At 53.3% G+C, this 18,858-nt stretch carries 25 protein-coding genes; 4 read left to right on the top strand and 21 right to left on the bottom strand.

Going from position 1 to position 18,858, the window contains the following annotated elements; translation table 11 throughout:
- Window positions 1-14: 14 nt before the first annotated feature.
- The 19 genes from Q0K17_RS03115 to Q0K17_RS03025 all read right to left on the bottom strand — a co-directional run bounded on the left by Q0K17_RS03115 (window position 15) and on the right by Q0K17_RS03025 (window position 13,412).
- Window positions 15-479 (bottom strand): arginine repressor, encoded by a 465-nt coding sequence (locus Q0K17_RS03115; protein ID WP_294539877.1) that lies wholly within the window; start codon window positions 477-479, stop codon window positions 15-17.
- 10 nt (window positions 480-489) lie between these two features.
- Window positions 490-1,335, bottom strand: a complete 846-nt coding sequence (locus tag Q0K17_RS03110) for an NAD(+)/NADH kinase (RefSeq protein ID WP_294539875.1) — start codon at window positions 1,333-1,335, stop codon at window positions 490-492.
- Between the two features lie 15 nt (window positions 1,336-1,350).
- A complete protein-coding gene (locus Q0K17_RS03105; RefSeq protein ID WP_294539871.1) occupies window positions 1,351-2,169 on the bottom strand; it encodes a TlyA family RNA methyltransferase in 819 nt (272 codons plus the stop codon).
- On the bottom strand, window positions 2,166-4,040 hold the full coding sequence (gene dxs / locus Q0K17_RS03100; protein WP_294539869.1) for a 1-deoxy-D-xylulose-5-phosphate synthase: 1,875 nt from the start codon (window positions 4,038-4,040) through the stop codon (window positions 2,166-2,168). Before dxs ends, Q0K17_RS03105 begins: the two co-directional genes overlap by 4 nt.
- 14 nt (window positions 4,041-4,054) lie before the next feature.
- Window positions 4,055-4,522, bottom strand: a complete 468-nt coding sequence (locus Q0K17_RS03095; RefSeq protein WP_294539867.1) for a divergent PAP2 family protein — start codon at window positions 4,520-4,522, stop codon at window positions 4,055-4,057.
- A 45-nt stretch (window positions 4,523-4,567) separates the two neighbouring features.
- Complete coding sequence (locus Q0K17_RS03090) at window positions 4,568-5,455, bottom strand: polyprenyl synthetase family protein (protein ID WP_294539865.1); 888 nt, start codon at window positions 5,453-5,455, stop codon at window positions 4,568-4,570.
- Window positions 5,456-5,460: 5 nt separating this feature from the next.
- Window positions 5,461-5,673: an exodeoxyribonuclease VII small subunit gene (gene xseB, locus Q0K17_RS03085; RefSeq protein ID WP_294539863.1), complete on the bottom strand. Its 213-nt coding sequence runs from the start codon at window positions 5,671-5,673 to the stop codon at window positions 5,461-5,463.
- Window positions 5,670-6,890 (bottom strand): exodeoxyribonuclease VII large subunit, encoded by a 1,221-nt coding sequence (gene xseA / locus Q0K17_RS03080; protein WP_294539861.1) that lies wholly within the window; start codon window positions 6,888-6,890, stop codon window positions 5,670-5,672. The genes xseB and xseA overlap by 4 nt, the downstream gene beginning before the upstream one ends.
- Window positions 6,869-7,816 carry a glycoprotease gene (locus Q0K17_RS03075; protein ID WP_294539859.1) on the bottom strand — a complete coding sequence of 316 codons (948 nt, stop codon included), beginning with the start codon at window positions 7,814-7,816 and terminating at the stop codon, window positions 6,869-6,871. Before Q0K17_RS03075 ends, xseA begins: the two co-directional genes overlap by 22 nt.
- Window positions 7,810-8,250: a transcription antitermination factor NusB gene (gene nusB / locus Q0K17_RS03070; protein ID WP_294539857.1), complete on the bottom strand. Its 441-nt coding sequence runs from the start codon at window positions 8,248-8,250 to the stop codon at window positions 7,810-7,812. The genes Q0K17_RS03075 and nusB overlap by 7 nt, the downstream gene beginning before the upstream one ends.
- Before the next feature lie 53 nt (window positions 8,251-8,303).
- Window positions 8,304-8,660 carry an Asp23/Gls24 family envelope stress response protein gene (locus Q0K17_RS03065; protein ID WP_294539855.1) on the bottom strand — a complete coding sequence of 119 codons (357 nt, stop codon included), beginning with the start codon at window positions 8,658-8,660 and terminating at the stop codon, window positions 8,304-8,306.
- A 109-nt stretch (window positions 8,661-8,769) separates the two neighbouring features.
- Window positions 8,770-9,387 (bottom strand): SpoIIIAH-like family protein, encoded by a 618-nt coding sequence (locus Q0K17_RS03060; RefSeq protein ID WP_294539853.1) that lies wholly within the window; start codon window positions 9,385-9,387, stop codon window positions 8,770-8,772.
- A 12-nt stretch (window positions 9,388-9,399) separates the two neighbouring features.
- Window positions 9,400-9,945 carry a stage III sporulation protein AG gene (locus Q0K17_RS03055; RefSeq protein ID WP_294539851.1) on the bottom strand — a complete coding sequence of 182 codons (546 nt, stop codon included), beginning with the start codon at window positions 9,943-9,945 and terminating at the stop codon, window positions 9,400-9,402.
- 1 nt (window position 9,946) lies between these two features.
- Complete coding sequence (locus Q0K17_RS03050) at window positions 9,947-10,384, bottom strand: hypothetical protein (RefSeq protein WP_294539849.1); 438 nt, start codon at window positions 10,382-10,384, stop codon at window positions 9,947-9,949.
- Window positions 10,385-10,389: 5 nt separating this feature from the next.
- The gene (locus Q0K17_RS03045; RefSeq protein ID WP_294539847.1) at window positions 10,390-11,415 is read right to left on the bottom strand and encodes a hypothetical protein; all 1,026 of its coding nucleotides are present in this window, start codon (window positions 11,413-11,415) and stop codon (window positions 10,390-10,392) included.
- Window positions 11,416-11,417: 2 nt separating this feature from the next.
- A complete protein-coding gene (locus tag Q0K17_RS03040) occupies window positions 11,418-11,807 on the bottom strand; it encodes a stage III sporulation AC/AD family protein (RefSeq protein ID WP_294539845.1) in 390 nt (129 codons plus the stop codon).
- An 8-nt stretch (window positions 11,808-11,815) separates the two neighbouring features.
- Window positions 11,816-12,010 (bottom strand): stage III sporulation protein AC, encoded by a 195-nt coding sequence (spoIIIAC, locus tag Q0K17_RS03035; RefSeq protein ID WP_204647906.1) that lies wholly within the window; start codon window positions 12,008-12,010, stop codon window positions 11,816-11,818.
- Window positions 12,011-12,048: 38 nt separating this feature from the next.
- Complete coding sequence (locus tag Q0K17_RS03030; protein ID WP_294539841.1) at window positions 12,049-12,525, bottom strand: hypothetical protein; 477 nt, start codon at window positions 12,523-12,525, stop codon at window positions 12,049-12,051.
- Window positions 12,522-13,412: an ATPase, T2SS/T4P/T4SS family gene (locus Q0K17_RS03025; protein WP_294539838.1), complete on the bottom strand. Its 891-nt coding sequence runs from the start codon at window positions 13,410-13,412 to the stop codon at window positions 12,522-12,524. The genes Q0K17_RS03030 and Q0K17_RS03025 overlap by 4 nt, the downstream gene beginning before the upstream one ends.
- A gap of 182 nt (window positions 13,413-13,594) precedes the next feature.
- On the opposite strand from Q0K17_RS03025, the gene Q0K17_RS03020 reads away from it, so the two are divergent.
- The 3 genes from Q0K17_RS03020 (at window position 13,595) to Q0K17_RS03010 (ending at window position 15,972) form a co-directional block, all read left to right on the top strand.
- The gene (locus Q0K17_RS03020) at window positions 13,595-14,347 is read left to right on the top strand and encodes a hypothetical protein (protein ID WP_294539836.1); all 753 of its coding nucleotides are present in this window, start codon (window positions 13,595-13,597) and stop codon (window positions 14,345-14,347) included.
- A 72-nt stretch (window positions 14,348-14,419) separates the two neighbouring features.
- The gene (locus tag Q0K17_RS03015; protein ID WP_294539833.1) at window positions 14,420-14,563 is read left to right on the top strand and encodes a hypothetical protein; all 144 of its coding nucleotides are present in this window, start codon (window positions 14,420-14,422) and stop codon (window positions 14,561-14,563) included.
- A gap of 11 nt (window positions 14,564-14,574) precedes the next feature.
- Window positions 14,575-15,972: an alanine/glycine:cation symporter family protein gene (locus Q0K17_RS03010; protein ID WP_294539831.1), complete on the top strand. Its 1,398-nt coding sequence runs from the start codon at window positions 14,575-14,577 to the stop codon at window positions 15,970-15,972.
- Window positions 15,973-16,097: 125 nt separating this feature from the next.
- Here the strand turns inward: Q0K17_RS03010 and pfkB are convergent, their stop codons facing one another.
- On the bottom strand, window positions 16,098-17,027 hold the full coding sequence (gene pfkB / locus Q0K17_RS03005; RefSeq protein WP_294539828.1) for a 1-phosphofructokinase: 930 nt from the start codon (window positions 17,025-17,027) through the stop codon (window positions 16,098-16,100).
- Between the two features lie 246 nt (window positions 17,028-17,273).
- On the opposite strand from pfkB, the gene Q0K17_RS03000 reads away from it, so the two are divergent.
- On the top strand, window positions 17,274-18,179 hold the full coding sequence (locus Q0K17_RS03000) for a YitT family protein (protein WP_294539825.1): 906 nt from the start codon (window positions 17,274-17,276) through the stop codon (window positions 18,177-18,179).
- 61 nt (window positions 18,180-18,240) lie between these two features.
- Here Q0K17_RS03000 and Q0K17_RS02995 read toward each other — a convergent pair.
- The coding region (locus Q0K17_RS02995) for a hypothetical protein (RefSeq protein ID WP_294539822.1) at window positions 18,241-18,858 on the bottom strand (618 nt) is incomplete at its 5' end.

Genomic DNA, 18,858 nt, shown 5'->3' with positions numbered 1-18,858 from the left:
CACTCCCCTTTTGCTCAAGTACGGTGTGCGGTGTACTGCTGAAGCTGACGGCAGATATCGGCAGCGGCTTCTTCCGAACGCATCAGAATAAAGAAGGTATCATCCCCGGAAAGGGTTCCCACCACCTTATCCCAGGTGCGGGAATCAAAGACTTCACAGGCGGCGTTGGCCATGCCGGAAAAGCACTTGACCAGAACCATATGGCCGGCATAGTCCACACCGATGACCGATTCCCGGAAGATGGTTTCAAACCGGCTGGCAGAATGGGCTGTTTTGCCGTTCCCGGTGGCGGCCATGTAGCGATAGGTACCATCGCCGGAAGCGGTCTTGATGAGCCTCAACTCCCGGATATCCCGCGACACAGTGGCTTGTGTCACATCGAAACCTTCTTGGCGCAAATGTGCCAGGAGATCTTCCTGCCGGTCAATGGGATATTTTTCAATCAGATGCAAAATAGCCTGATGGCGTGCACTTTTCATAATAGTTGGCTCATCTCCTCATCAGCTTGGTTTCTATGGCGCGGAACTGTTCTTCCCGGTTGAATTCTATTAAACCGAGTTTTTGCGGTGCCGTACGGATTTCCACCGAGGAACCCGGCGGAAGCAGGCATGGTGCCTGACTATCGGCACATACAGTGGCGGTTGAACGATTTTGTGCTTCCACAAGTATGCGCAAGACGCGCCCGGAGGAAAAAACGATGGGAGCATTGCGGACACCATGAGCACAGATAGGGGTAAGGACCATGACCGGGGCTTCCGCATCAAGAATCGGGCCGCCGGCAGAAAATGAATATGCGGTGGAACCTGTTGGCGTGGCTACGATCAAGCCATCCCCACGGAATCGGCTGACAGCGACTCCGTCGCAGTACACCGTAAAATCGGAAGGATGCAAACGGGATGTACCAAATACCACGATGTCATTCATGGCAATTTTCTGCCACTGCCCATCTGCTGTTTTGGAACTCAGAAATGAGCGCGATACCACCGAAAAGTTTCCAGCGGCCAGACGTGCCAGCTTTTCCGGCAGCTCGCTTACTTCGCAAGTTGCCAGGAAGCCGGTCCGGCCCAGATTGACTCCCAGTACCGGCTTGCCGGCCTGCAGGCAAAAAGGTGCCGCCTGCAGAAGGGTGCCATCCCCGCCTACAGTGAGGACCTGATCTGCCTGGGCAAAAGCTTCTTCCTGCGGCAGAAACGTGATCCTGTTTTTTTCCAGCTCCGGCTTCAGGTCGGGCAAGGCCAAAAGATCGACACCCATGTCGTGCAGCAGGCGAGCTACACGCTTGGTCACGGTCAACTTGGCATCTTTGGTTCGGTTGGAGTACAGCAGAACTGCCATGTTCATATCCTCAGATCAGTGAAGGTTGGGAGCCTTGTCCAGTGCCGCATGAGCGGCCGCCACAGTTTGCTCGATCAGCCCATCAGGCAAGGGCTTGGGGGCGGGATCATGACGCACAAACAGCAAAAATTCAATGTTGCCTTCCGGACCCTTGATCGGCGAAAAATCCAGCCCTGCCGCAGTGAAGTGATTCTGCAATGCGTATTCCTGGGCCATGTACAGTACTTCCCGGTGCGTTTCCGATTCCCGGACAACCCCTTTTTTGCCGACCTTTTCCCGTCCTGCCTCGAACTGGGGCTTGACCAGACAAACGCCACAGGCGTCCGGCGTGCAGATGGCATCTGCCACCGGGAAAATATGCTTCAAAGAAATAAACGAGACATCCACGCTGAAAAAAGCAATGGGGTCTGCCAGATCTTCAGGAGTCACGTTGCGGATGTTGGTGCGTTCCATATTGACTACGCGGTCATCTGTGCGCAGGCTCCAGGCCAGCTGACCATATCCGACATCCACGGCATAGACTTTGACAGCACCGTTTTTCAGCATACAGTCAGTAAAGCCGCCGGTAGAGGCACCGATGTCCATGCAGACCTTGTTGTCCGGATGCATGGGAAAAACCTGCATGGCCTTTTCCAGCTTGAGACCGCCGCGGCTGACATAGCCGATATCGTGGCCACGGACTTCTACCTTGGCATCTTCCTTGATCATTTCTCCGGCTTTATCGACCTTTTGTTCATTCACAAAAACGATGCCGGACATGATGAGCGCCTTGGCCCGTTCACGACTTTGGGCGTAGCCATTTTGGCAAAGATATTGATCGAGACGAATTTTCAATCTTGTACCGCCTTTCCTGCCTGTTGGATCGCATATACCAGCGATGCCGCATCCAACGCCTGGTCACGGCGAAGCTGTGGCACATTGGCGTGCAGCAGATGGGTATTATCGACTGCATGGACCAGGAACCGGCCTGTCCAGCTGAGCTGCTGCATGGCGAAAGAGAGCTGCTGGCCGATGCCGCCGGTCAGTACGGCTTCCTCGGCAAACAGGATGGTATCATACTTTTGCAGCGCTTCGCAAAGTCCCTGAGGCAGCGGATGGATCTGGACCAACTTGCAGCAGTCTGCGGAGATTCCCTGCTGTGCCAGCAGGTCAGCGGCTGCCAGGATCTCCTCGCTCTCGGAGCCGTAGCTTACCAGAACGATATGCGCATCGGGAGATGTGTGAATGAAATCAAAGGGATGGCCACTGCAGGCAAGGGATGCCAAAGCAGGGCTTTCCTTGCCGCGGGCATAACGTATGGCCCGCGGGCCGCGAGGTTCATGCACCAGTTTATCCAGCCAGAAACGCAGCTCTGCATAGTTCGCAGGCGAGTAAGTGGGGATACCGATCTGGCTGAAGTAACCGGGGTCGTAGATGCCCTGATGGGTCTCGCCGTCGCCAGGAACCAATCCGGCGCGGTCCACAGCAAACAGCACATTCAGACGCATCAGACTCACATCATGGATCATCTGGTCGTAAGCGCGCTGGAAGAAGGTGGAATAGATGGCCACAACCGGCAGCAAGCCCTGGCTGGCAAGTCCTGCCGCAAAAGTCACGGCATGCTCCTCTGCCATACCCACGTCAAAGAAACGGTCCGGATGGGCCTTTTTGAAAAAGTTCAGACCGGTGCCGTACTTCATGGCTGCTGTAATGGCGCACAGCCGGGTTTCCTCATTGGCAAGCCGGCTCAATTCAGTACCGAAACAGGTGGAAAAAGAGTCGCTGGGCGACATTTCCGGGTTGGTCAGATGATTCAGATCAAAAGCAGAAACACTGTGAAACTCGCCGGGATTATCCTCCGCCGGTTTCAGGCCTTTCCCTTTCTGGGTCACCACATGCAGAAAGACCGGGGCATACTGCTCCTGCAGGTTGCCGAACAGGCGGGTCAGTTCCAGCACGTCATGTCCGTCCACCGGACCGACATACTGAAAGCCCATTTCCTCAAACATTGTAGAATGGTAGATGCCGCGGCGAATCAGCTGTTTGCCGCCTTGCAAAGCCTTGACCACACCGCTGCCCACCACAGGGATTCCTTCCAGCATGTTTTCCATCTGGGCTTTGGCATGAAAATATTTGGGGTCGGTGCGCAGTTTGGTCAGATAATTGGCCATTTGTCCGACATTCTTGGAGATGGACATCTTGTTATCGTTGAGTACCACGATCAGGTTGTTGAGCATGCTTACATTGTTCATGCCCTCATAGACCATACCGCCGGTAAAAGCACCGTCGCCGATAATGGCAATGACTTTTCCGGGCTCTCCTTTGATCTTTTTGGCGCGCGCCACACCGATGGCCGTGGAAAGCGCCGTACTGCCATGTCCGGCAACAAAGGTATCGCAAATGCTTTCTTTTGGACTGGGAAAGCCGGAAAGTCCATCCTTCTGGCGCAGTTCGGCAAAGCCGGCGCGGCGACCGGTAAGAAGTTTATGAGTGTAGCATTGGTGCCCTACGTCAAAGAGAATCTTGTCCCGGGGCAAGGTGAGAACGCGATGCAATGCCACCGTCAATTCCACCACACCCAGGTTGGACGAAAGATGACCGCCGGTGGCGGATACGCTCTCAATCAAAAAGTTGCGGATATCGGTGCACAGTGCAGGCAAATCCTGCGCTGCCAGTTTTTTGACATCCCCTGTTTGCTTGATTTGATCCAGCAAAGGATATTTCATCATCGTACACCTCGTTACACCATGGGCATGACAAAACCGATCAGGCAACCAAAAACAGCCCCTGTCACGACCTGGATGGGGGTGTGGCCCACCATTTCCTTGAGCTTTTTATGACCCAGAATCGGCCAGATTTCGGATTCCTGGTCCATCCATTCACTGAGAAGATGGTTCAGGACCTTGGCCTGCTCCCCTGTTTCGCGCCGCACCCCCATGGCGTCGTACATGACGATGATGGATACGATCAACGCGATGGCAAAAAGGGTCGAGTGAATGCCACAGTACCGGCCGGTAGCCACAACCATGGCACAAACGGTAGCGGAATGGGCGCTGGGCATGCCGCCGGCACCCCACATGCGTTCCGGTATAAACTTGCCCACAATGATCAGGTTCAGAATCACCTTGATCATCTGGGCGGAAAAGGAACTGAGCAATGCGGTTACAAGTACGTAGTTCCAGCTCAGAGCCTCTCTCAATAAAGTCATACGGTTCCAACTCCTTACGGCGTCGGCGGGCCCGGTCAGGCCGCCTTATTTTCTACGCTGCAAAAGCTGCTGCGCCAGTTCACGCAGAAACCAGGCATCAGCCCCCAGTGTGTCCAACGCCTGCAGCGATTCTTCGTTGTTTTGTCTTGCCAGTTCCTGTGCGCCGCCCAAGCCGTACAGCGTGACAAAAGTGGTTTTGTCGTTGGCTTCATCACTGCCGACGGGCTTGCCCAGCTCTTCTGTGGTGGATGTTACATCCAGAATATCATCTACAATCTGGAACACAAGGCCCACACTGGCCGCATACCGGGTCAAGGCATGGCACACCTCCGGTCCAGCATCCGCCGCAATGCATCCCAGCTCGGCTGCGGCCACAATCAAGGCACCGGTTTTATGGCGATGCAAAGCCAGAAGCTCCTCTTCTCCGGCCCGCTCATGCTCATACTTCTTGTCCAGTTCCTGACCGTACAGCATGCCGCGTGCGCCGCCGCCTGCAGCAAGGCAAGCTGCCGCCCGGACACGACTCTCAGCACAGAGATCCGCGTTGGCAATGACCTCAAAAGCGGCGGTCACAAGAGCGTCAGCAGCCAACAACGCGGTGGCTTCATCGAACTGGCAATGGCAGCTCGGACGCCCCCGGCGGGTGTCATCATTGTCCATGCAAGGCAGGTCGTCATGGATGAGAGAATAACAGTGCAGCATTTCCAGTGCGCAGGCGTAGTCCAAGGCGAGCATCGGATCCTTGCCGGCAACAGCACAGGACGCCAGCGTAAGGACCGCGCGCACACGTTTGCCGCCCCCCAGCAAGCTGTAGCGGGCAGCCTGACCAATACGGGCCTTCTCCGGTAGATACTGGTCACACAGCACGTGCAGGCGCTGCTCCACCGCAGTGGTATATGCCTGATACTGTGCCTGATAGTCGGTACTCTGCATATTGCTCACTCTCCTGCGGTTTCTTTGGCAGACGCTGCATCAATCTCTTCAATCTGCAGCTTTGCCTGATCCAATGTGTTGTTGCAGTACGCAATCAGCTGAGCAGCTTCGGCGTACAGTTTGACGGATTTATCCAGGGTAGTTGTTTCATCCTGCATCTGGCGCAGAATCTCCTGAAGGCGGGCAAGCCCATCCTCAAAATTTTTGGGTGTTCTCATGAGGTCTCCTCCGGGGAAAAGGAATCAACTTGATTGACGGTACAGCTGGCTGCGGCATCTGCGCCTTGTATGGTGATGCACTGGCCAGATTTCAATTGCCCTACAGAACGGCAGTGACCGCTTTTGTCGCGGACAATCGTATAACCACGGGCCAAAACACCATATGGACTCAGGGACTCCGCCATTGCTGCGGCTGTGCGCAAGGCGAGATCTTTTTGACGCATCTGGGTGATATTTGCGCTTTTTACGGCCTCTGCCACATCTTGCAGAGCCTTTGCGCGTCCCTCCAACGCTGCCTTTTGCGCCGCCAGCGCACGCTGAGGGGCCAAGACATTAAGATTATTATAACACATTTGGAGGCGTGACTGCATATTTTTTTGAATATTTTGTCTAAGAATGAATAAATTCTGTCGAACCTGGCGGATATCCGGCACACAGACTTCCGCCGCGGCCGACGGGGTTGGGGCCCGAAGATCAGCCACATAGTCCAGGATGGTGTAGTCAATTTCGTGTCCCACGGCAGAAACAACGGGCTTGCGGCATTGGCTGACAGCACGGGCGATTCGTTCGCTGTTAAATACCCACAGGTCCTCCTTGCTCCCGCCGCCCCGGGTTACCAGAATCAGGTCGGGACGTGTGTCGGCATCCAAAGCATGAATACCGTCCAGAATGCTCTGTTCGGCCTCCAGCCCCTGAACATTGACGGGGGCCAGCAACAGCTTTGTCAGCGGCCAGCGCCGACCGATCACGTGACAGACATCCTGCAAGGCAGCGCCGGTCTTGGAGGTGACCACTCCGATGCAGCGAGGCATGGGCGGCAACGGACGCTTCCGCGCAGGATCAAACAGACCTTCCGCTTCCAGCTTCTTGCGCAATGCATCGAAAGCCATTTGTGCCGCCCCCGCTCCGAAGGGGCGCATATACTCGGCATAAACCTGAAAGGCACCGTCCCGCTCATACAAAGTGGCACGACCATATACCAGAACCAGCATTCCATTCTGTGGAGCAAATCCCAAAAGGCGGGCCTTGTCCCGGAACATAACAGTCTTTACACTGGACTGCTCATCCTTCAAAGTAAAATAAAGATGGCCGCTTTTGCTGTGCCGGGTGAAATTGGAGATTTCGCCGCAGACAATCAGATTGTTCAGCGGATCGCAGGTTTCCAGCACCCGGCGGGCCAGAGCATTCAGGGCACTTACACGGATGTATTCGGCCATGCCCCCACCTCCCTGGCAGCCAAAATCGATACGCCGATGGCATTGTCGGAGGCAAACTTGCCCGGGACGAAATACGCATGCGGAATCCGATGGGTTATATACTGGCGGACAAGGTCGCTGCTCATCACACCTCCGGCAAATACCACCGGCAGATCTGGATACTGCGCCCTGGCTGCCATGCACATACGGCGAAGGGTCTCGGCAATGCACAACAGGCAGTACTTGCAGACGTATTCAGCGGGACGGCCCTCGGCCAGCAAACGTTCACATTGATTTTGCAGACCGGACAGACTGCAGTTCATTCCCTGTACACTGAATTTCGGGCGGATATTCTCGGAACACTGCGCAGCCAATTCACTGACCTGCGCGCCAGCTGGAAATCCATATCCCAGCCGCACACCCAGGCGGTCTACCGCCTGCCCCGCGTACAGATCGTTGGATGTGCCAAGACATTCCAAATGGCCTGCCGCATCGCAGTGCAGGAGGTCAGTGGTCCCACCGGAGACGTGAAAGATCAGCAACTCCTGCCCAAACAGTTCCGGGCCGGCAGCCGCAAACATAGCCGCTGCCGCATGGCCTTGCTGATGGGTGGTTTGTACCAGCGGGATACCGCGGGCCAAGGCAAAAGACGTGGCTGCACTGACACCTGCCAGAAAACAAGGCATATAGGAGCCTTCCGCATCACGGGGACGGGCAGAGACACCTACCGCGCCGATCTGTGTCAGATCTACCTTGTCGGCTATCGTCTGCATCAGCTGGGGCAGGGCGGCGGTGTGATGAAACACTGCATCGCTTTGACGCAGACCCAATTGCCCGCTTTTTACCGGCAAAAAGCGCTTGCAATCACAAACAACCTCTCCGGCTGTTGCATTGAAAACTGCCAGAGAGGTTGCATAGTTGCTTGTATCAAACCCGAGAATCAGCATGTTTCGCCTTCGGATTCCGGCGCCAGACCCTTTTCCCGTGCAACGGACCCCAGCAGACCGTTGACAAACTGATGGTCATTATCGGCACCATATTTCTTGACAAGTTCCACGGCTTCATTGATAGCGACGGCGGGCTTCTTTTCCTCACCATACAGCATCTCGGCCAAACAAATACGCATGGCGGTCAGGCTGACACGCGGCAGACGAGACAAGGTCCAGCCTTTCAGATGGGAAGCGATCATCTCATCGATTTCATCGCTGTGAGCAGACCAATCGTTCAACAGACGCTTGGAAAAATCGTCCATTGTCAATTCACCACTTTCTCCGCCGGCCTGCAGAGTCTCCTGCAGAAGGTCAATGTGAAAAGTGGCGGCAAAAGCGGCCAGGAAGGCGTTTTCGCGGGATTCGCGTCGGGTCAATGATTGTTGGGTCATGTTTTCTGTTTCCTAACTTTCCGTTTTGATTTTATCGGTTACCCGGGCAGAGTTCAGGCTTCGGCCTCTTCAGCCAGACCGCAGACGATCACGTCCACGCGGGACACCGTGATGCCGCACATATTCTGGATGGTCTGCTTGACGTTTTCCTGCACCTTTTTGCTCACGGACATGATCTTGCAGCCATACTTGGCAATGATGTGCAGGGTGACCATGGCAACACCATCTTCCATCTCGACAGAAACGGGCTTGTGCAGGCTGGTCTTGCTCAGAAGCCCGCGCACACTCTGCATATTGCCGGAAGAAACGGAATCCACGCCGTCCACTTCCAGTGCAGCAACGCTGGCGATTTTGGCAATTACATCGGTCGATATCTGCAGGCTGCCCGCCACGGTATTGCGCACATCCATGGGTCTTACCTCCTGTTATGCGGAGCGTTTGGAACATGCTCCGATATTCATTGTTTAATTAAACATACTATACCATAGAAAACTTTTTTTGTAAATATCGGGCAGCCTTTTACTTCACTTCGGTGATGGTGATGTCCTGCGCTGTCAGGTCTTTGCAGCTGGTCAGCAGTACATCCCGGATCTGCGTCACCTCATCGGCGGTCAGGGCATCGTTTTCGGTCATGACGGTTACATCGGCGCGGCCGACTCCAAGCGTCACAACGCAGTCGGCAAATCCTTTGGCCTTGATTTTGCTCTCCAGACTGGTTTCGGAAGTAATGTTGCTGACCTGCATTTCCAGTTCTTCGGTGAGTTTTTCCTTTTCTTCTTCACTGAGACTGGTATTCTTCAGCGTTTTCTGAATGGAATCCAGCGCCTCATCACGGGCTTTGGTCCGGGCCATGCGGGCGGTGTCGAAAAATTCGGTGCCGGTGTCCTGACTGGCGCTGACCAGCTGGGCTTCCCCGTAGTTTTTGTTGGCGGTCTCTTCGGCAGGCAGTTCATCGGTCAAAGGGTCATATACCGCGGTGGTATCAGCCTGGGCCGAAACCGCCGCTGCTTCCGATTCAGTGCTCACAGCCTGAGGCGCGCTTTTGGCAAAATTCCAGTTCATATAAACAGCCGCCCCCAAAGCGAGCACCAGCGTGGCCAGGGTCACGCCGCGGCCTTTGTGTTGCAGTTTCATCATACATTGCCTCCTTTATTGCGCTGTGACCATTTTTGTGACGGTGATATGATTTGCCCCGATCCCGGTCAATGCCCGGACCAGTTCAGTAACAGTATTTTGGACGTGAATGTCGTCTCCGCCTTCGCAGACAATGGCAACACCCTGGATGGCGGGACAGGTAATGCTTTCTATGAGGGCTTCCTCACCCAGCAGCACGTGCTCGCTGCGGCTGGTGGTCTCTCCCTGTTCGGTATCGGTGGCGTAAACGGTTTGTTCGCTGGCGGCGAGCGTTACCATGACGTTGCATTCCCCCGCTCCCTCCACCGTTTCAATCAACCCTTTCAGGCGCTGCTCCAGCTCGGCGGCATATCCGGCCCAATCTTCCTGTTCTGCAGCCTGGTCTTGTGCCAGAGAAGCCTCCGCCTTGGAAGGGGTGGCAATCCATTCCGACAGACACAGCAAAACCATGCCGATCAGGCCGGCTGCTACCAGTAAGTTCAGGCGGGTACGTTCTCCGTGCAGCTGATTCCGCAAAAGGTCCAGCCCGTGTCCAATGGTTTCTTTCCAGAAAGCCGGCATTTTAGCGTCCCCCTTCCGTCTCAAGCACATATGCCAGTGCGCCGCTGTTTTCCTTCAGCAGCTCCTGAGCGGCAGAAAGGTCTGTTTCTTCGCGCAATTTTATATGCAGCGTGTCGTTTTCCCATTCAAAGCCGGCGCCGATTCCCTTTTGCAGAAACAGGTCTTTCAATGCCTGAACAGATACGTCGCGCCCCAGTTGCTCCTGATAAGCGGTGATATCTGCCGGTGAGACTTGCGGACTGCTAAAATCACTGATTCCGTCTGCAACAGCCCCCCAATCTGTTCCGGTTCCGGCTTGCAGTACCGACGTTAGAATATATAGCAATAAAACGGTATTTATGACCGGCTTGAACTGATTGTCCGGCCAAAAAATACGGATCATACCTGCTGCGGCACAAAGCAGACAGATTCCCAAAGCCATATGACGGAGCGTCTGCATATCGTTTATCCCCCCGTTCCCGTGAGCAGAAGCAGTGCAGTGGACAGAAACACCATAAAAAAGTAAAGAGTCAGGATAGAACCGCAGAGTCTGGCACCCTGGGCAAAACTGCGGCAGATCTGCCAGCATTGCTGTTGTCCGCTTCCGGCGGCAACGATTCCGGCCAAAGAAAAGCTCAGATAAAAGAGAAGGCAGCGCAAAAATACCGGCAGAAACAATCCAGTCAGAGCCAGAACGGCGGTCAGGGCCAGGGACCCCTTCAGCATCTGTACGGCACTGATCGCGCCTGTCAAGGCAGCCGCGGCTGCATCACCAACTACCGGGATAGCCCCGCTCAGAACGCCGCGTCCCATTCGGATGGCAGCATTATCCACACTGCCGGCCAGAATATTCTGCATTCCAAGCACAAAACTGAACAAAGCGGCACATAATTTCAACAGCCAGGAAAGGCATTTGGCAAACAGTGAAGCGGCCTCGGCGATTCCCGTGTTGCCCCAGACGGCAGCAGAAATGCCAAAGCAGAAATATATTTGCATCACCGGCATCAGCACGGAACGAATGGCGCCTGAAAGGAAACCGGACATGGCATAAAACATTGTGCTGTACACGGCAGCGCCTCCGGTCTGCCCGCCTGCAATGGCTGCCGCGCTATAGACAGGGATAAAGCCGATCAGATAGGTCTGACATTCCTGTGATGTTTGCCCCACAAGGGAGACAAGATCCATCATGCCTGCCAGACTGATGGCACCGAACCCCAATACAGAAACGGCATCTATACATTTTTTCCAGCCCCCTTGGGTGACCAGAAAGCTGGCGGCACAGGAAAGCAACAAGAAGGTTATGGACTGGACCGCCAGCCTTACAGGGGCGCCAAAAGCGTTCTGCGCGGCATTTGCGAGCATTTCCCAGAGGGAAGAAAGGTTCCATTGAAGTACCTGAGAAAGCGTGTCCCGCGCCTGATCCGCGTAATCTACGGGATTCCCTGGTGCTTCTGCCGCCAAAATTTCCGGAGATATCAGCAGGGCAACCAACGTTATCCCAGAAAAGAGGACAAAGAACCGACTAAGCTTTGCAGCAGCGGGAGTGCCTGCAGCATGGCCAGCATGCGTCCGGATAACTCCACGGCGCTGGCTGCAGCATTCATTCCGGATTCCCGACATAAATCCGCAGCGAATTGAGCTACAAGAGCAATACCCAGTACCTGCAGCACGCATCCGAAATTTTGGCCGTCCGACAAAACGGTATAGGCCGTGAGCGTCTCGATGAATGCAAGAAGAGGTTCGATCTGGCGGAAGGCAAGGACAAGAACGGCGCCGGCACCGCAGACGGAGAGCAAAAAAGCGAAGGCCGGCTGTTCCTTTTTCAGCGTCAGGACCAGCAGCCCGCCGGCCAGGACCAGCGCTGCAATTTTTATGATCAGCATAGCTCATATCACAAATCGAACAGTGCCTTGATCAGCACAAACAAGTCACTGATCTGCCGCACCAACATGGTAAGTACCACGATCAGACCGGCCAGAGTTGTCATCATGGCCTGATCTTCCCGTCCGGAACGGATCAGCAGCTGGTTCAGCACCGCCACAATGATGCCGATTGCTGCGATCTTGAAAACCAGATCAATATCCATTTTGGGGAGTTCCTCCATAGTAAGTACGGCCTGGGCGGTCAAGCCAGGACAATGGCAGCCAGCATCCCCAGACAAGCACCCATGCGAGGGTAAAGGCGCAGAGCGCGATCGGCGGCGTCCTGTGCCTGCTGGCCGGCATGACGGCACATCTCATTCATGTGGGCCAGGGTATCACATGCGTTTTGGTGCGGGGCAGTCTCCAACGTCCGCAGCCCGTCACGAAGTTCCCTTGTAAGGTCCTGATCCAGACAATCAGGAGGCCTGACCTGAGAAAAAGTGGAGACAGGGCCGGCACAAAAGGCGGCAAAATCAGTACGCTGTGACGCCATATGCAGGACAACTGCTCCCGGTAGACTTCGGAAGCGGATAGATTCCAATACATATTGAAGAAAGCGCTCAAAAGCGGAAATTTCATGCGCGGCTTCCTTTTTTCTGCAGGCGGAGGTCCAGCCTATTCCACCGCCGCACAAGATCAGCAACCCGCCGCCCAGAAACTTTAAGAAAAGATTTGTCATGACAAATTCACCATACGCGTTACCTGACCCGGCTTGTCCCGGCCAGATAAAAAGACTGCCAGAGAAAAAGCTCCGGTTTTGAGCAGGCGGGCCAGCTGAGGTTTTTGGTACAGATGTTCCGGCGTGTCGCAATGGACCGAGGCCAGGAAGACGACGCCGGAAGCAAGACCTGCTTCCAAGGCAGATGCATCAGCCGCTGTTCCCAGCTCATCGCATACAATGGCCTGCGGGTTCATGCAGCGCAGAGCCATGTTGATTCCGGCTGCGCGGTCCACCCGTGTATATACGTCACAATTCAGGTCTGGCGCGTCTGCCTCATGGGTGAAACTTTGCGGAACCAGCTCTCCCCGCTCGTCCACCACACAAAAAATGCGATCCCATCTTGTCAGCTCCATGATAAGGCTGCGCAAAAATGTGGTTTTCCCGCTTCCGGGGACACCGGCTACCAGGATACCGCCCTCCAGCCGTTGGACGGCCTGTTGGACACGGGATGGGAGCGGACAGGTCACCCATCGTGCTACCCGAAGGTTGAGAGCCCGTACAACGGCAAATCCGTCCTGCGCACACAGACCGGCCACGCCCACGCGGCTTCCGGTGTCGGTGGTGAAATATCCGCAGGACAGTTCCTTCTCATATGCGTATGCACTGTGGCCGCACAAGGCAAGAAAGCACTGCTGCAAGATGCCCGGTGTAAGCCGGCGGAGTACAGTGGCCTGCGGAAGAAAAAGATACGCCGGAACCAGTCGGCCGCCGATGGTAAACTGAAGCGGCTGGTTGAGACGAAGACGTATTTCTTGCACAGTCCTGGCTTTGGCTGACGGAAGCCGCATCAGTTCGGTCTTTATCTCAGCGGGCAGCCCTTGGATAACAGTATAATACTCGTCCATTCCTTTCACCTCACACCATCACTGTATGATAGGGGCAGACCACATAGAACCTGGTTCTCAAAGAGCTGTACATCCCGATTCTGGCAGGCATAGACTGCGATAGCAAACAAGAATAAACAAACCTGAATCCGGCACACTACCCAGGAGTTTGTTTTACGGCTTTTTCCACAGGGAGTTCCGAAATGAAACGTGTTGCCAGACTATTTTTGCTGCTTCTATTTTTGGCAGCAGCTGTCACCGGAAGCTTTTATCTCTATCTTTATACACATCGCAACAGTGGGGCGGTTGCTTCTGCCCTGCTGGCGGGCTTCACCTCTATAAGCCCCTATAAGGTTGCTTATGCAGGTCCGGACAGCGACCCACTGTGCAGGCAGGCTTACGCTTTTGTGAAGAACAATACCGGCGTGTGCTTTATCGAAAATGGAGATTCAAGCCGCTACAATCCCCAGGAAAATATTGTGTATTTGACAGAGAAAGCGCTGCTGGCGGATTCGGCGGAAGCCGTGCATGAATTCGGACATGCACTGGATCGATACTTGAATGGTGAAGAATCAGGGTATTTTTCCCGGGGAGAGACCTTTTCTCAAGCATATGCCCTGGATTGTGCACGCATGCAGGAATCCTTTCAGGCACAAGATTTGTTTGAAGCCGAGACTTACCGCAATCTGGCAATCAGCGATATTCTCTTTTCCGTTTTTTATCAGGACACAGCCATGACCAACACGCTGATTGCCAGTTATAACGCTTCCGGTGTTCCCTACTGGCGGCATGACGAAAACTATATGTCCGGTCTTGAAAAACGGCAGACAGAAGTATTTGCTGATATTTTTGTCGTGCTTCTTTCGGATGATCAACAAGCCCAGAATTTTATACAAGAATTTTTGCCGGAAAGCAAAGAAGTACTTCACTGCGCTGTAAGCAAAAGAGAGTGGTAAAGAAAGGCTGAGGGGGTTGCATACTTTTGAACATACTGTATAATAAAAAGGAAAGTCTCGATAACAGGGCAAATGGCTGCCGAAAGTCTGCCCGATGACAAAAGAACAGAACGGCATGTTTCCTTGCAAGATGCCTCGGAACGAAGCTTTGCAGGATTGCTTTGTCGGTTACTTGAAAATCCCGAGGCGCAGACAAGAATGTTGATGAAAGTTTGAGGACTGCCGATATGGCTCTTTTTAAGGCAATCTATAATATTCTTTGGGGAGATCTGATTCAAATACCGTTGCCGGGTGGCAGTGTGTTAGGGCTTTCGCTTCTGGTGCTGATCCTGGTCCCGGCGGGGCTGTATTTTACGGTACGCACACACTTTCTTCCTTTCAGGCTGTTTCCGGAAATGATGAAAGTCACTCTGGAAAAGAACAAAAAAGATGGCAGCGATGCAATTTCCGGTGTGCAGGCACTGATTGTTTCTACTGCCTGTCGTGTCGGCATGGGCAATCTGGTAGGTGTGGTTGCAGCTATTTCCGCCGGGGGCGCCGGTGCTGTGTTCTGGATGTGGATATTGGCTTTGCTGGGGTCGTCTACAGCGTTTGTGGAATCTACCCTGGCGCAAATCTATAAGGAAAAGGATCCTTTGTATGGTGGATACCGCGGAGGGCCGGCCTATTATCTGCACCATCTGTTCGTAAAAAAGGAAAGCCGAAAGAAGCGGTCTGTAATAGCCTCTTTATTTGCTCTGTCAGGGCTTATGTGCTGGTGTGGGATCAGTCAGGTGACCAGCAATTCTATTACCTCTTCCTTTCAGAATGTGTTCCACATCCCGCCGCTTTATACGGCAATCGCGCTTGTGATCGTGGCGGGCGTTATCGTTCTGCGAAAAAATGCAACCGTAAAGGTACTGGATGTCATAGTGCCGATTATGGCTGCCTGCTATTTCTTTATTACAATCTTTATCATTCTGAAAAATGCCGGACAACTGCCGGCGGTTTTTGTACGTATTTTCTCCGAAGCATTTGGATTCCGCCAGGTTGTAAGTGGTGGGATCGGAGTTGTCATTATGAACGGGGCCAAACGGGGACTGTTCTCCAACGAAGCCGGCTCCGGATCTTCCCCCTGTGCGGCCGCTGCGGCGCAGGCAAGCCATCCGGCCAAAGTGGGGCTTTTGCAGGCGCTGGGGGTTTTTATTGATACCATTGTGATTTGCAGCTGCTCGGCGATGATCATGCTTCTTACGCCGGAGTCGCTGACCAGCGGTTTGGAAGGCATGGATCTGCTTCAGACAGCCATGCGATATCATTTGGGTGAGTTTGGCGTAATCTTTATCGCGGTGATTCTGCTTCTGTTCAGTCTGTCCACCTTCCTGGGAATTCTGTTTTATGCGCGATCAAATGTAGCCTATCTGTTCGGAGATAACTGGCTGTCCCAGACATTGTATAAGATTCTGGCCTTGGTAATGTTGTTTGTCGGCGGACTGGCCGCCTATCAATTTGTTTGGGATCTGGGCGATATCGGTGTCGGTCTTATGACCATATTCAATATGATTGCGCTGTTCCCTCTTGCGCCTGAAGCGCTGGCAGCTCTACAGGATTACGAAAAGAATGTCATAGGGCAAAAAGTGCAATAAGAATTTTCTTGCTGTAGTAAAGTAAAAATTCCCGCCTGTGATGGGAGTGCGACTCTCCTATACAGGCGGGAATTTTGTAAGATACTCTTTTTACCAGAAATGTACTTAATTGTAACAATAAAAAATCACAGCAATTGACAACGTACCTTTGGCAGTAATACCTGGATCTGCTCCATGTCTGCCGCCTGTGTGCCGCTGCACATTACGTTGGCGGCTCCGGTGGCGGTGGCAAGTTTGAGGGTGTCCTCAGGTGAAAGTCCCTGCTCCTCCGCCAGCGCCAATGCAGCGACTACGCTGTCGCCAGCGCCCACAGTGCTGCCTACAGGAACAGAGAGCGCGGGCGCATACAGGCATGTATCTTTTGTGACATACATTGCACCCTTCCCTCCCAGACTGACCACGACTTTCTGGATACCATCCTGCAGCAAAGAGCAGGCAGCCGCTTTGATTTCTTCCAACGTTTGCAGAGGACGCTTTACGAGCCGGCTCAGCTCATCCCGGTTAGGCTTTACCAGATAGGGTGTGGCGCGGATGCCTTTTGCAAGAAGTTCCCCATCAGCATCCAGAAATACTTTTGTGCCAAGCTCCCGGCATTTTTCGACATATTGGGCATAGATATCCGGCTGAGCCCCTTTTGGAACGCTGCCAGCCAGGACTACAATGTCATTGGGGTGCAGTTGTCGGACAAAATGGGAAAAGACGAAGATGGCCTGTTCCGCGGACAGTTCGGGGCCGGGTTCGTTGATATCGGTGTTGGTCCCCTGGACAGGGTCTATGATTTTCAGATTGGTACGCGTCTGGCCGGGGATTTCTACATAATCCACCTGGATTCCAAGCTGTTCCAGCATCTGGATAATTTGCTGCCCGCTGCTGCCGCCCAGCAACGCGGTGGCGCGGCTGGTTCCTCCCATTTTTTTGATCACTTTGCTGACATTGATTCCTTTTCCGCCTGGATCCAGACGCAGAGAAACAATACGGTTGACGGTATCAACCTGAAAATTCGGGATAACAACAGTTTTATCCAGTGCCGGATTCAAGGTGAGCGTGTGAATCATGATTCCGATTCCCCTTCTGTTTGAACATGAAAATACGGATTTTGACTTTTGTGGATTCAATCCAACAATACCAGAGCCACACAATCTTGTCAAATATGAAAATGTTACTCTTCTGAGACTGCAAAATGCAAAAGCGCAAGAGTGAAGCTTTTTCAACTTGACTTTTTATCCCCCTGGGGATATTCTTTACAAGGACTTGGCCGTCAGGCCTTCGCTTTGATGTAAGAAAGAGAGGATTCTACCACTATGGAGGCAAATGCCAACGCGATGATAAAAGGCCTGCAGAAACAACTGGGCCCTCAAAACGCGAAACAAAACGTCACATTTTTTCTTCTTCTGAATACCGGTTTGTTCGCAACCGCTGCGGGCATTCATTTTTTCAAAACACCGAACCACTTTGCCTTTGGTGGAACTTCGGGGCTTTCCATCATTTTATCCACACTGTTCCCTACCTTCCCGGTAGGCACTTTTATGTGGATTGTAAATGCGGTCCTTGTTGTATTGGGGTTCGTTTTCCTGGGAGTTCGTTCCATGGGCTGGACAATCTATTCCTCCTTTGCCCTTTCCTTCTTTGTCAGTCTGTGTGAAGCGGTTTTTCCGCTGCAGCATGCCTTGACCAATGATACATTTCTGGAACTTTGCTTTGCAGTGATTTTACCTGCGGTGGGAAGCGCCATTGTATTTAATATCGGGGCTTCTACCGGCGGTACCGATATTGTGGCCATGATCCTGAATAAGTACACAAGCCTGGAAATAGGTCGGGCGCTTCTGGTCAGCGATCTTGGCATTGTGCTGGTAGCCGCGTATCTGTATGGCCCACAGACAGGTCTGTACTGTATCTTGGGCATGATTATGAAATCGACCATCGTGGACAGCGCCATTGAAAGTTTGAACCTGCGCAAGGTGTGTACGGTTGTGACTCACAATCCGGAACCGGTGCGGGATTTCATCGTCAAGGAACTCAACCGCTCTGCTACCGAACAGGAGGCCAGCGGTGCTTATACCCATGAGCCGATTCATGTGCTGATGACGGTGCTCACCCGTCATCAGGCAGCTATGCTGCGCAACTTCCTGCGCGCTACTGACCCCCATGCGTTCATTACCATTGTGAACAGCAGCGAAATCATTGGCAAGGGATTCCGGTCCATTTAAGATCCGGTCAATTTTATATAGAAGACGCCGCCGCAGAGAAAGTGTCCTGCGGCGGCGTCTTTTATTTATACTTTTTCCCGACAATATACATAGGAATAAACAAACCACCCAATGTGAGCCCTATGCAGATATACATTACGGCCGCTGTTGGGACGGAAAGCAGACGCAAGGTCAGATACAGCCAAGGAAACAAAAACAGAGAAGAAATCCCCCAGGCTTGGCCAGCTCGCAGGATGTGGGGCCAGTTTCGATTGCTGAAATGAACGCCGGGTACATTCATTCGCAGGATACCATCACTCAGGAAAGAAATTTTGGCTTTGTCATAGATTTCAGGAAGCGTCTGAAGTGCAAAGAGACAGAAATAGCCTCCAAAGAAAATGTACAGGCCGATATATGTGAAGTAATCCCAATTTCCATAACCGCATTTTATGGTGACGATGCTGCCAGCTGCGGCCGCAACAAGAGCAGCCAAATACCAGATCAACACTTTGCTGCGGGTCTGCCAGATCCTTGCTGCCGGACTGTTTTCGTATCCGATGGCCGCCTGTACCGCCTGTTCGGCTTCGGCCCGGGAAAGGCTTTCCGTTTCGCTTCTGTGGCATAAGAGCAACTCCGTTACGGTGACGCCCAGCTGCTCAGCGAGCGGAATCAGAAGCGCCGTGTCCGGAATGCTGGATCC

The sequence above is a fragment of the uncultured Gemmiger sp. genome, from assembly GCA_944388105.1.
In the GTDB taxonomy this organism is placed as follows: domain Bacteria; phylum Bacillota; class Clostridia; order Oscillospirales; family Ruminococcaceae; genus Gemmiger.
This window is presented reverse-complemented; position numbering and strand designations above follow the sequence as displayed.

Bases quoted from the DNA above. Each gene is read 5' to 3' on its own strand.
- Q0K17_RS03115 (WP_294539877.1), bottom strand. From the start codon at position 479: ATGAAAAGTGCACGCCATCAGGCTATTTTGCATCTGATTGAAAAATAT.
- Q0K17_RS03110 (WP_294539875.1), bottom strand. From the start codon at position 1,335: ATGGCAGTTCTGCTGTACTCCAACCGAACCAAAGATGCCAAGTTGACC.
- dxs (WP_294539869.1), bottom strand. From the start codon at position 4,040: ATGAAATATCCTTTGCTGGATCAAATCAAGCAAACAGGGGATGTCAAA.
- Q0K17_RS03095 (WP_294539867.1), bottom strand. From the start codon at position 4,522: ATGACTTTATTGAGAGAGGCTCTGAGCTGGAACTACGTACTTGTAACC.
- Q0K17_RS03090 (WP_294539865.1), bottom strand. From the start codon at position 5,455: ATGCAGAGTACCGACTATCAGGCACAGTATCAGGCATATACCACTGCG.
- xseB (WP_294539863.1), bottom strand. From the start codon at position 5,673: ATGAGAACACCCAAAAATTTTGAGGATGGGCTTGCCCGCCTTCAGGAG.
- xseA (WP_294539861.1), bottom strand. From the start codon at position 6,890: ATGGCCGAATACATCCGTGTAAGTGCCCTGAATGCTCTGGCCCGCCGG.
- Q0K17_RS03075 (WP_294539859.1), bottom strand. From the start codon at position 7,816: ATGCTGATTCTCGGGTTTGATACAAGCAACTATGCAACCTCTCTGGCA.
- nusB (WP_294539857.1), bottom strand. From the start codon at position 8,250: ATGACCCAACAATCATTGACCCGACGCGAATCCCGCGAAAACGCCTTC.
- Q0K17_RS03065 (WP_294539855.1), bottom strand. From the start codon at position 8,660: ATGGATGTGCGCAATACCGTGGCGGGCAGCCTGCAGATATCGACCGAT.
- Q0K17_RS03060 (WP_294539853.1), bottom strand. From the start codon at position 9,387: ATGATGAAACTGCAACACAAAGGCCGCGGCGTGACCCTGGCCACGCTG.
- Q0K17_RS03055 (WP_294539851.1), bottom strand. From the start codon at position 9,945: ATGCCGGCTTTCTGGAAAGAAACCATTGGACACGGGCTGGACCTTTTG.
- Q0K17_RS03050 (WP_294539849.1), bottom strand. From the start codon at position 10,384: ATGCAGACGCTCCGTCATATGGCTTTGGGAATCTGTCTGCTTTGTGCC.
- Q0K17_RS03040 (WP_294539845.1), bottom strand. From the start codon at position 11,807: ATGCTGATCATAAAAATTGCAGCGCTGGTCCTGGCCGGCGGGCTGCTG.
- spoIIIAC (WP_204647906.1), bottom strand. From the start codon at position 12,010: ATGGATATTGATCTGGTTTTCAAGATCGCAGCAATCGGCATCATTGTG.
- Q0K17_RS03030 (WP_294539841.1), bottom strand. From the start codon at position 12,525: ATGACAAATCTTTTCTTAAAGTTTCTGGGCGGCGGGTTGCTGATCTTG.
- Q0K17_RS03025 (WP_294539838.1), bottom strand. From the start codon at position 13,412: ATGGACGAGTATTATACTGTTATCCAAGGGCTGCCCGCTGAGATAAAG.
- Q0K17_RS03020 (WP_294539836.1), top strand. From the start codon at position 13,595: ATGAAACGTGTTGCCAGACTATTTTTGCTGCTTCTATTTTTGGCAGCA.
- Q0K17_RS03015 (WP_294539833.1), top strand. From the start codon at position 14,420: ATGGCTGCCGAAAGTCTGCCCGATGACAAAAGAACAGAACGGCATGTT.
- Q0K17_RS03010 (WP_294539831.1), top strand. From the start codon at position 14,575: ATGGCTCTTTTTAAGGCAATCTATAATATTCTTTGGGGAGATCTGATT.
- pfkB (WP_294539828.1), bottom strand. From the start codon at position 17,027: ATGATTCACACGCTCACCTTGAATCCGGCACTGGATAAAACTGTTGTT.
- Q0K17_RS03000 (WP_294539825.1), top strand. From the start codon at position 17,274: ATGGAGGCAAATGCCAACGCGATGATAAAAGGCCTGCAGAAACAACTG.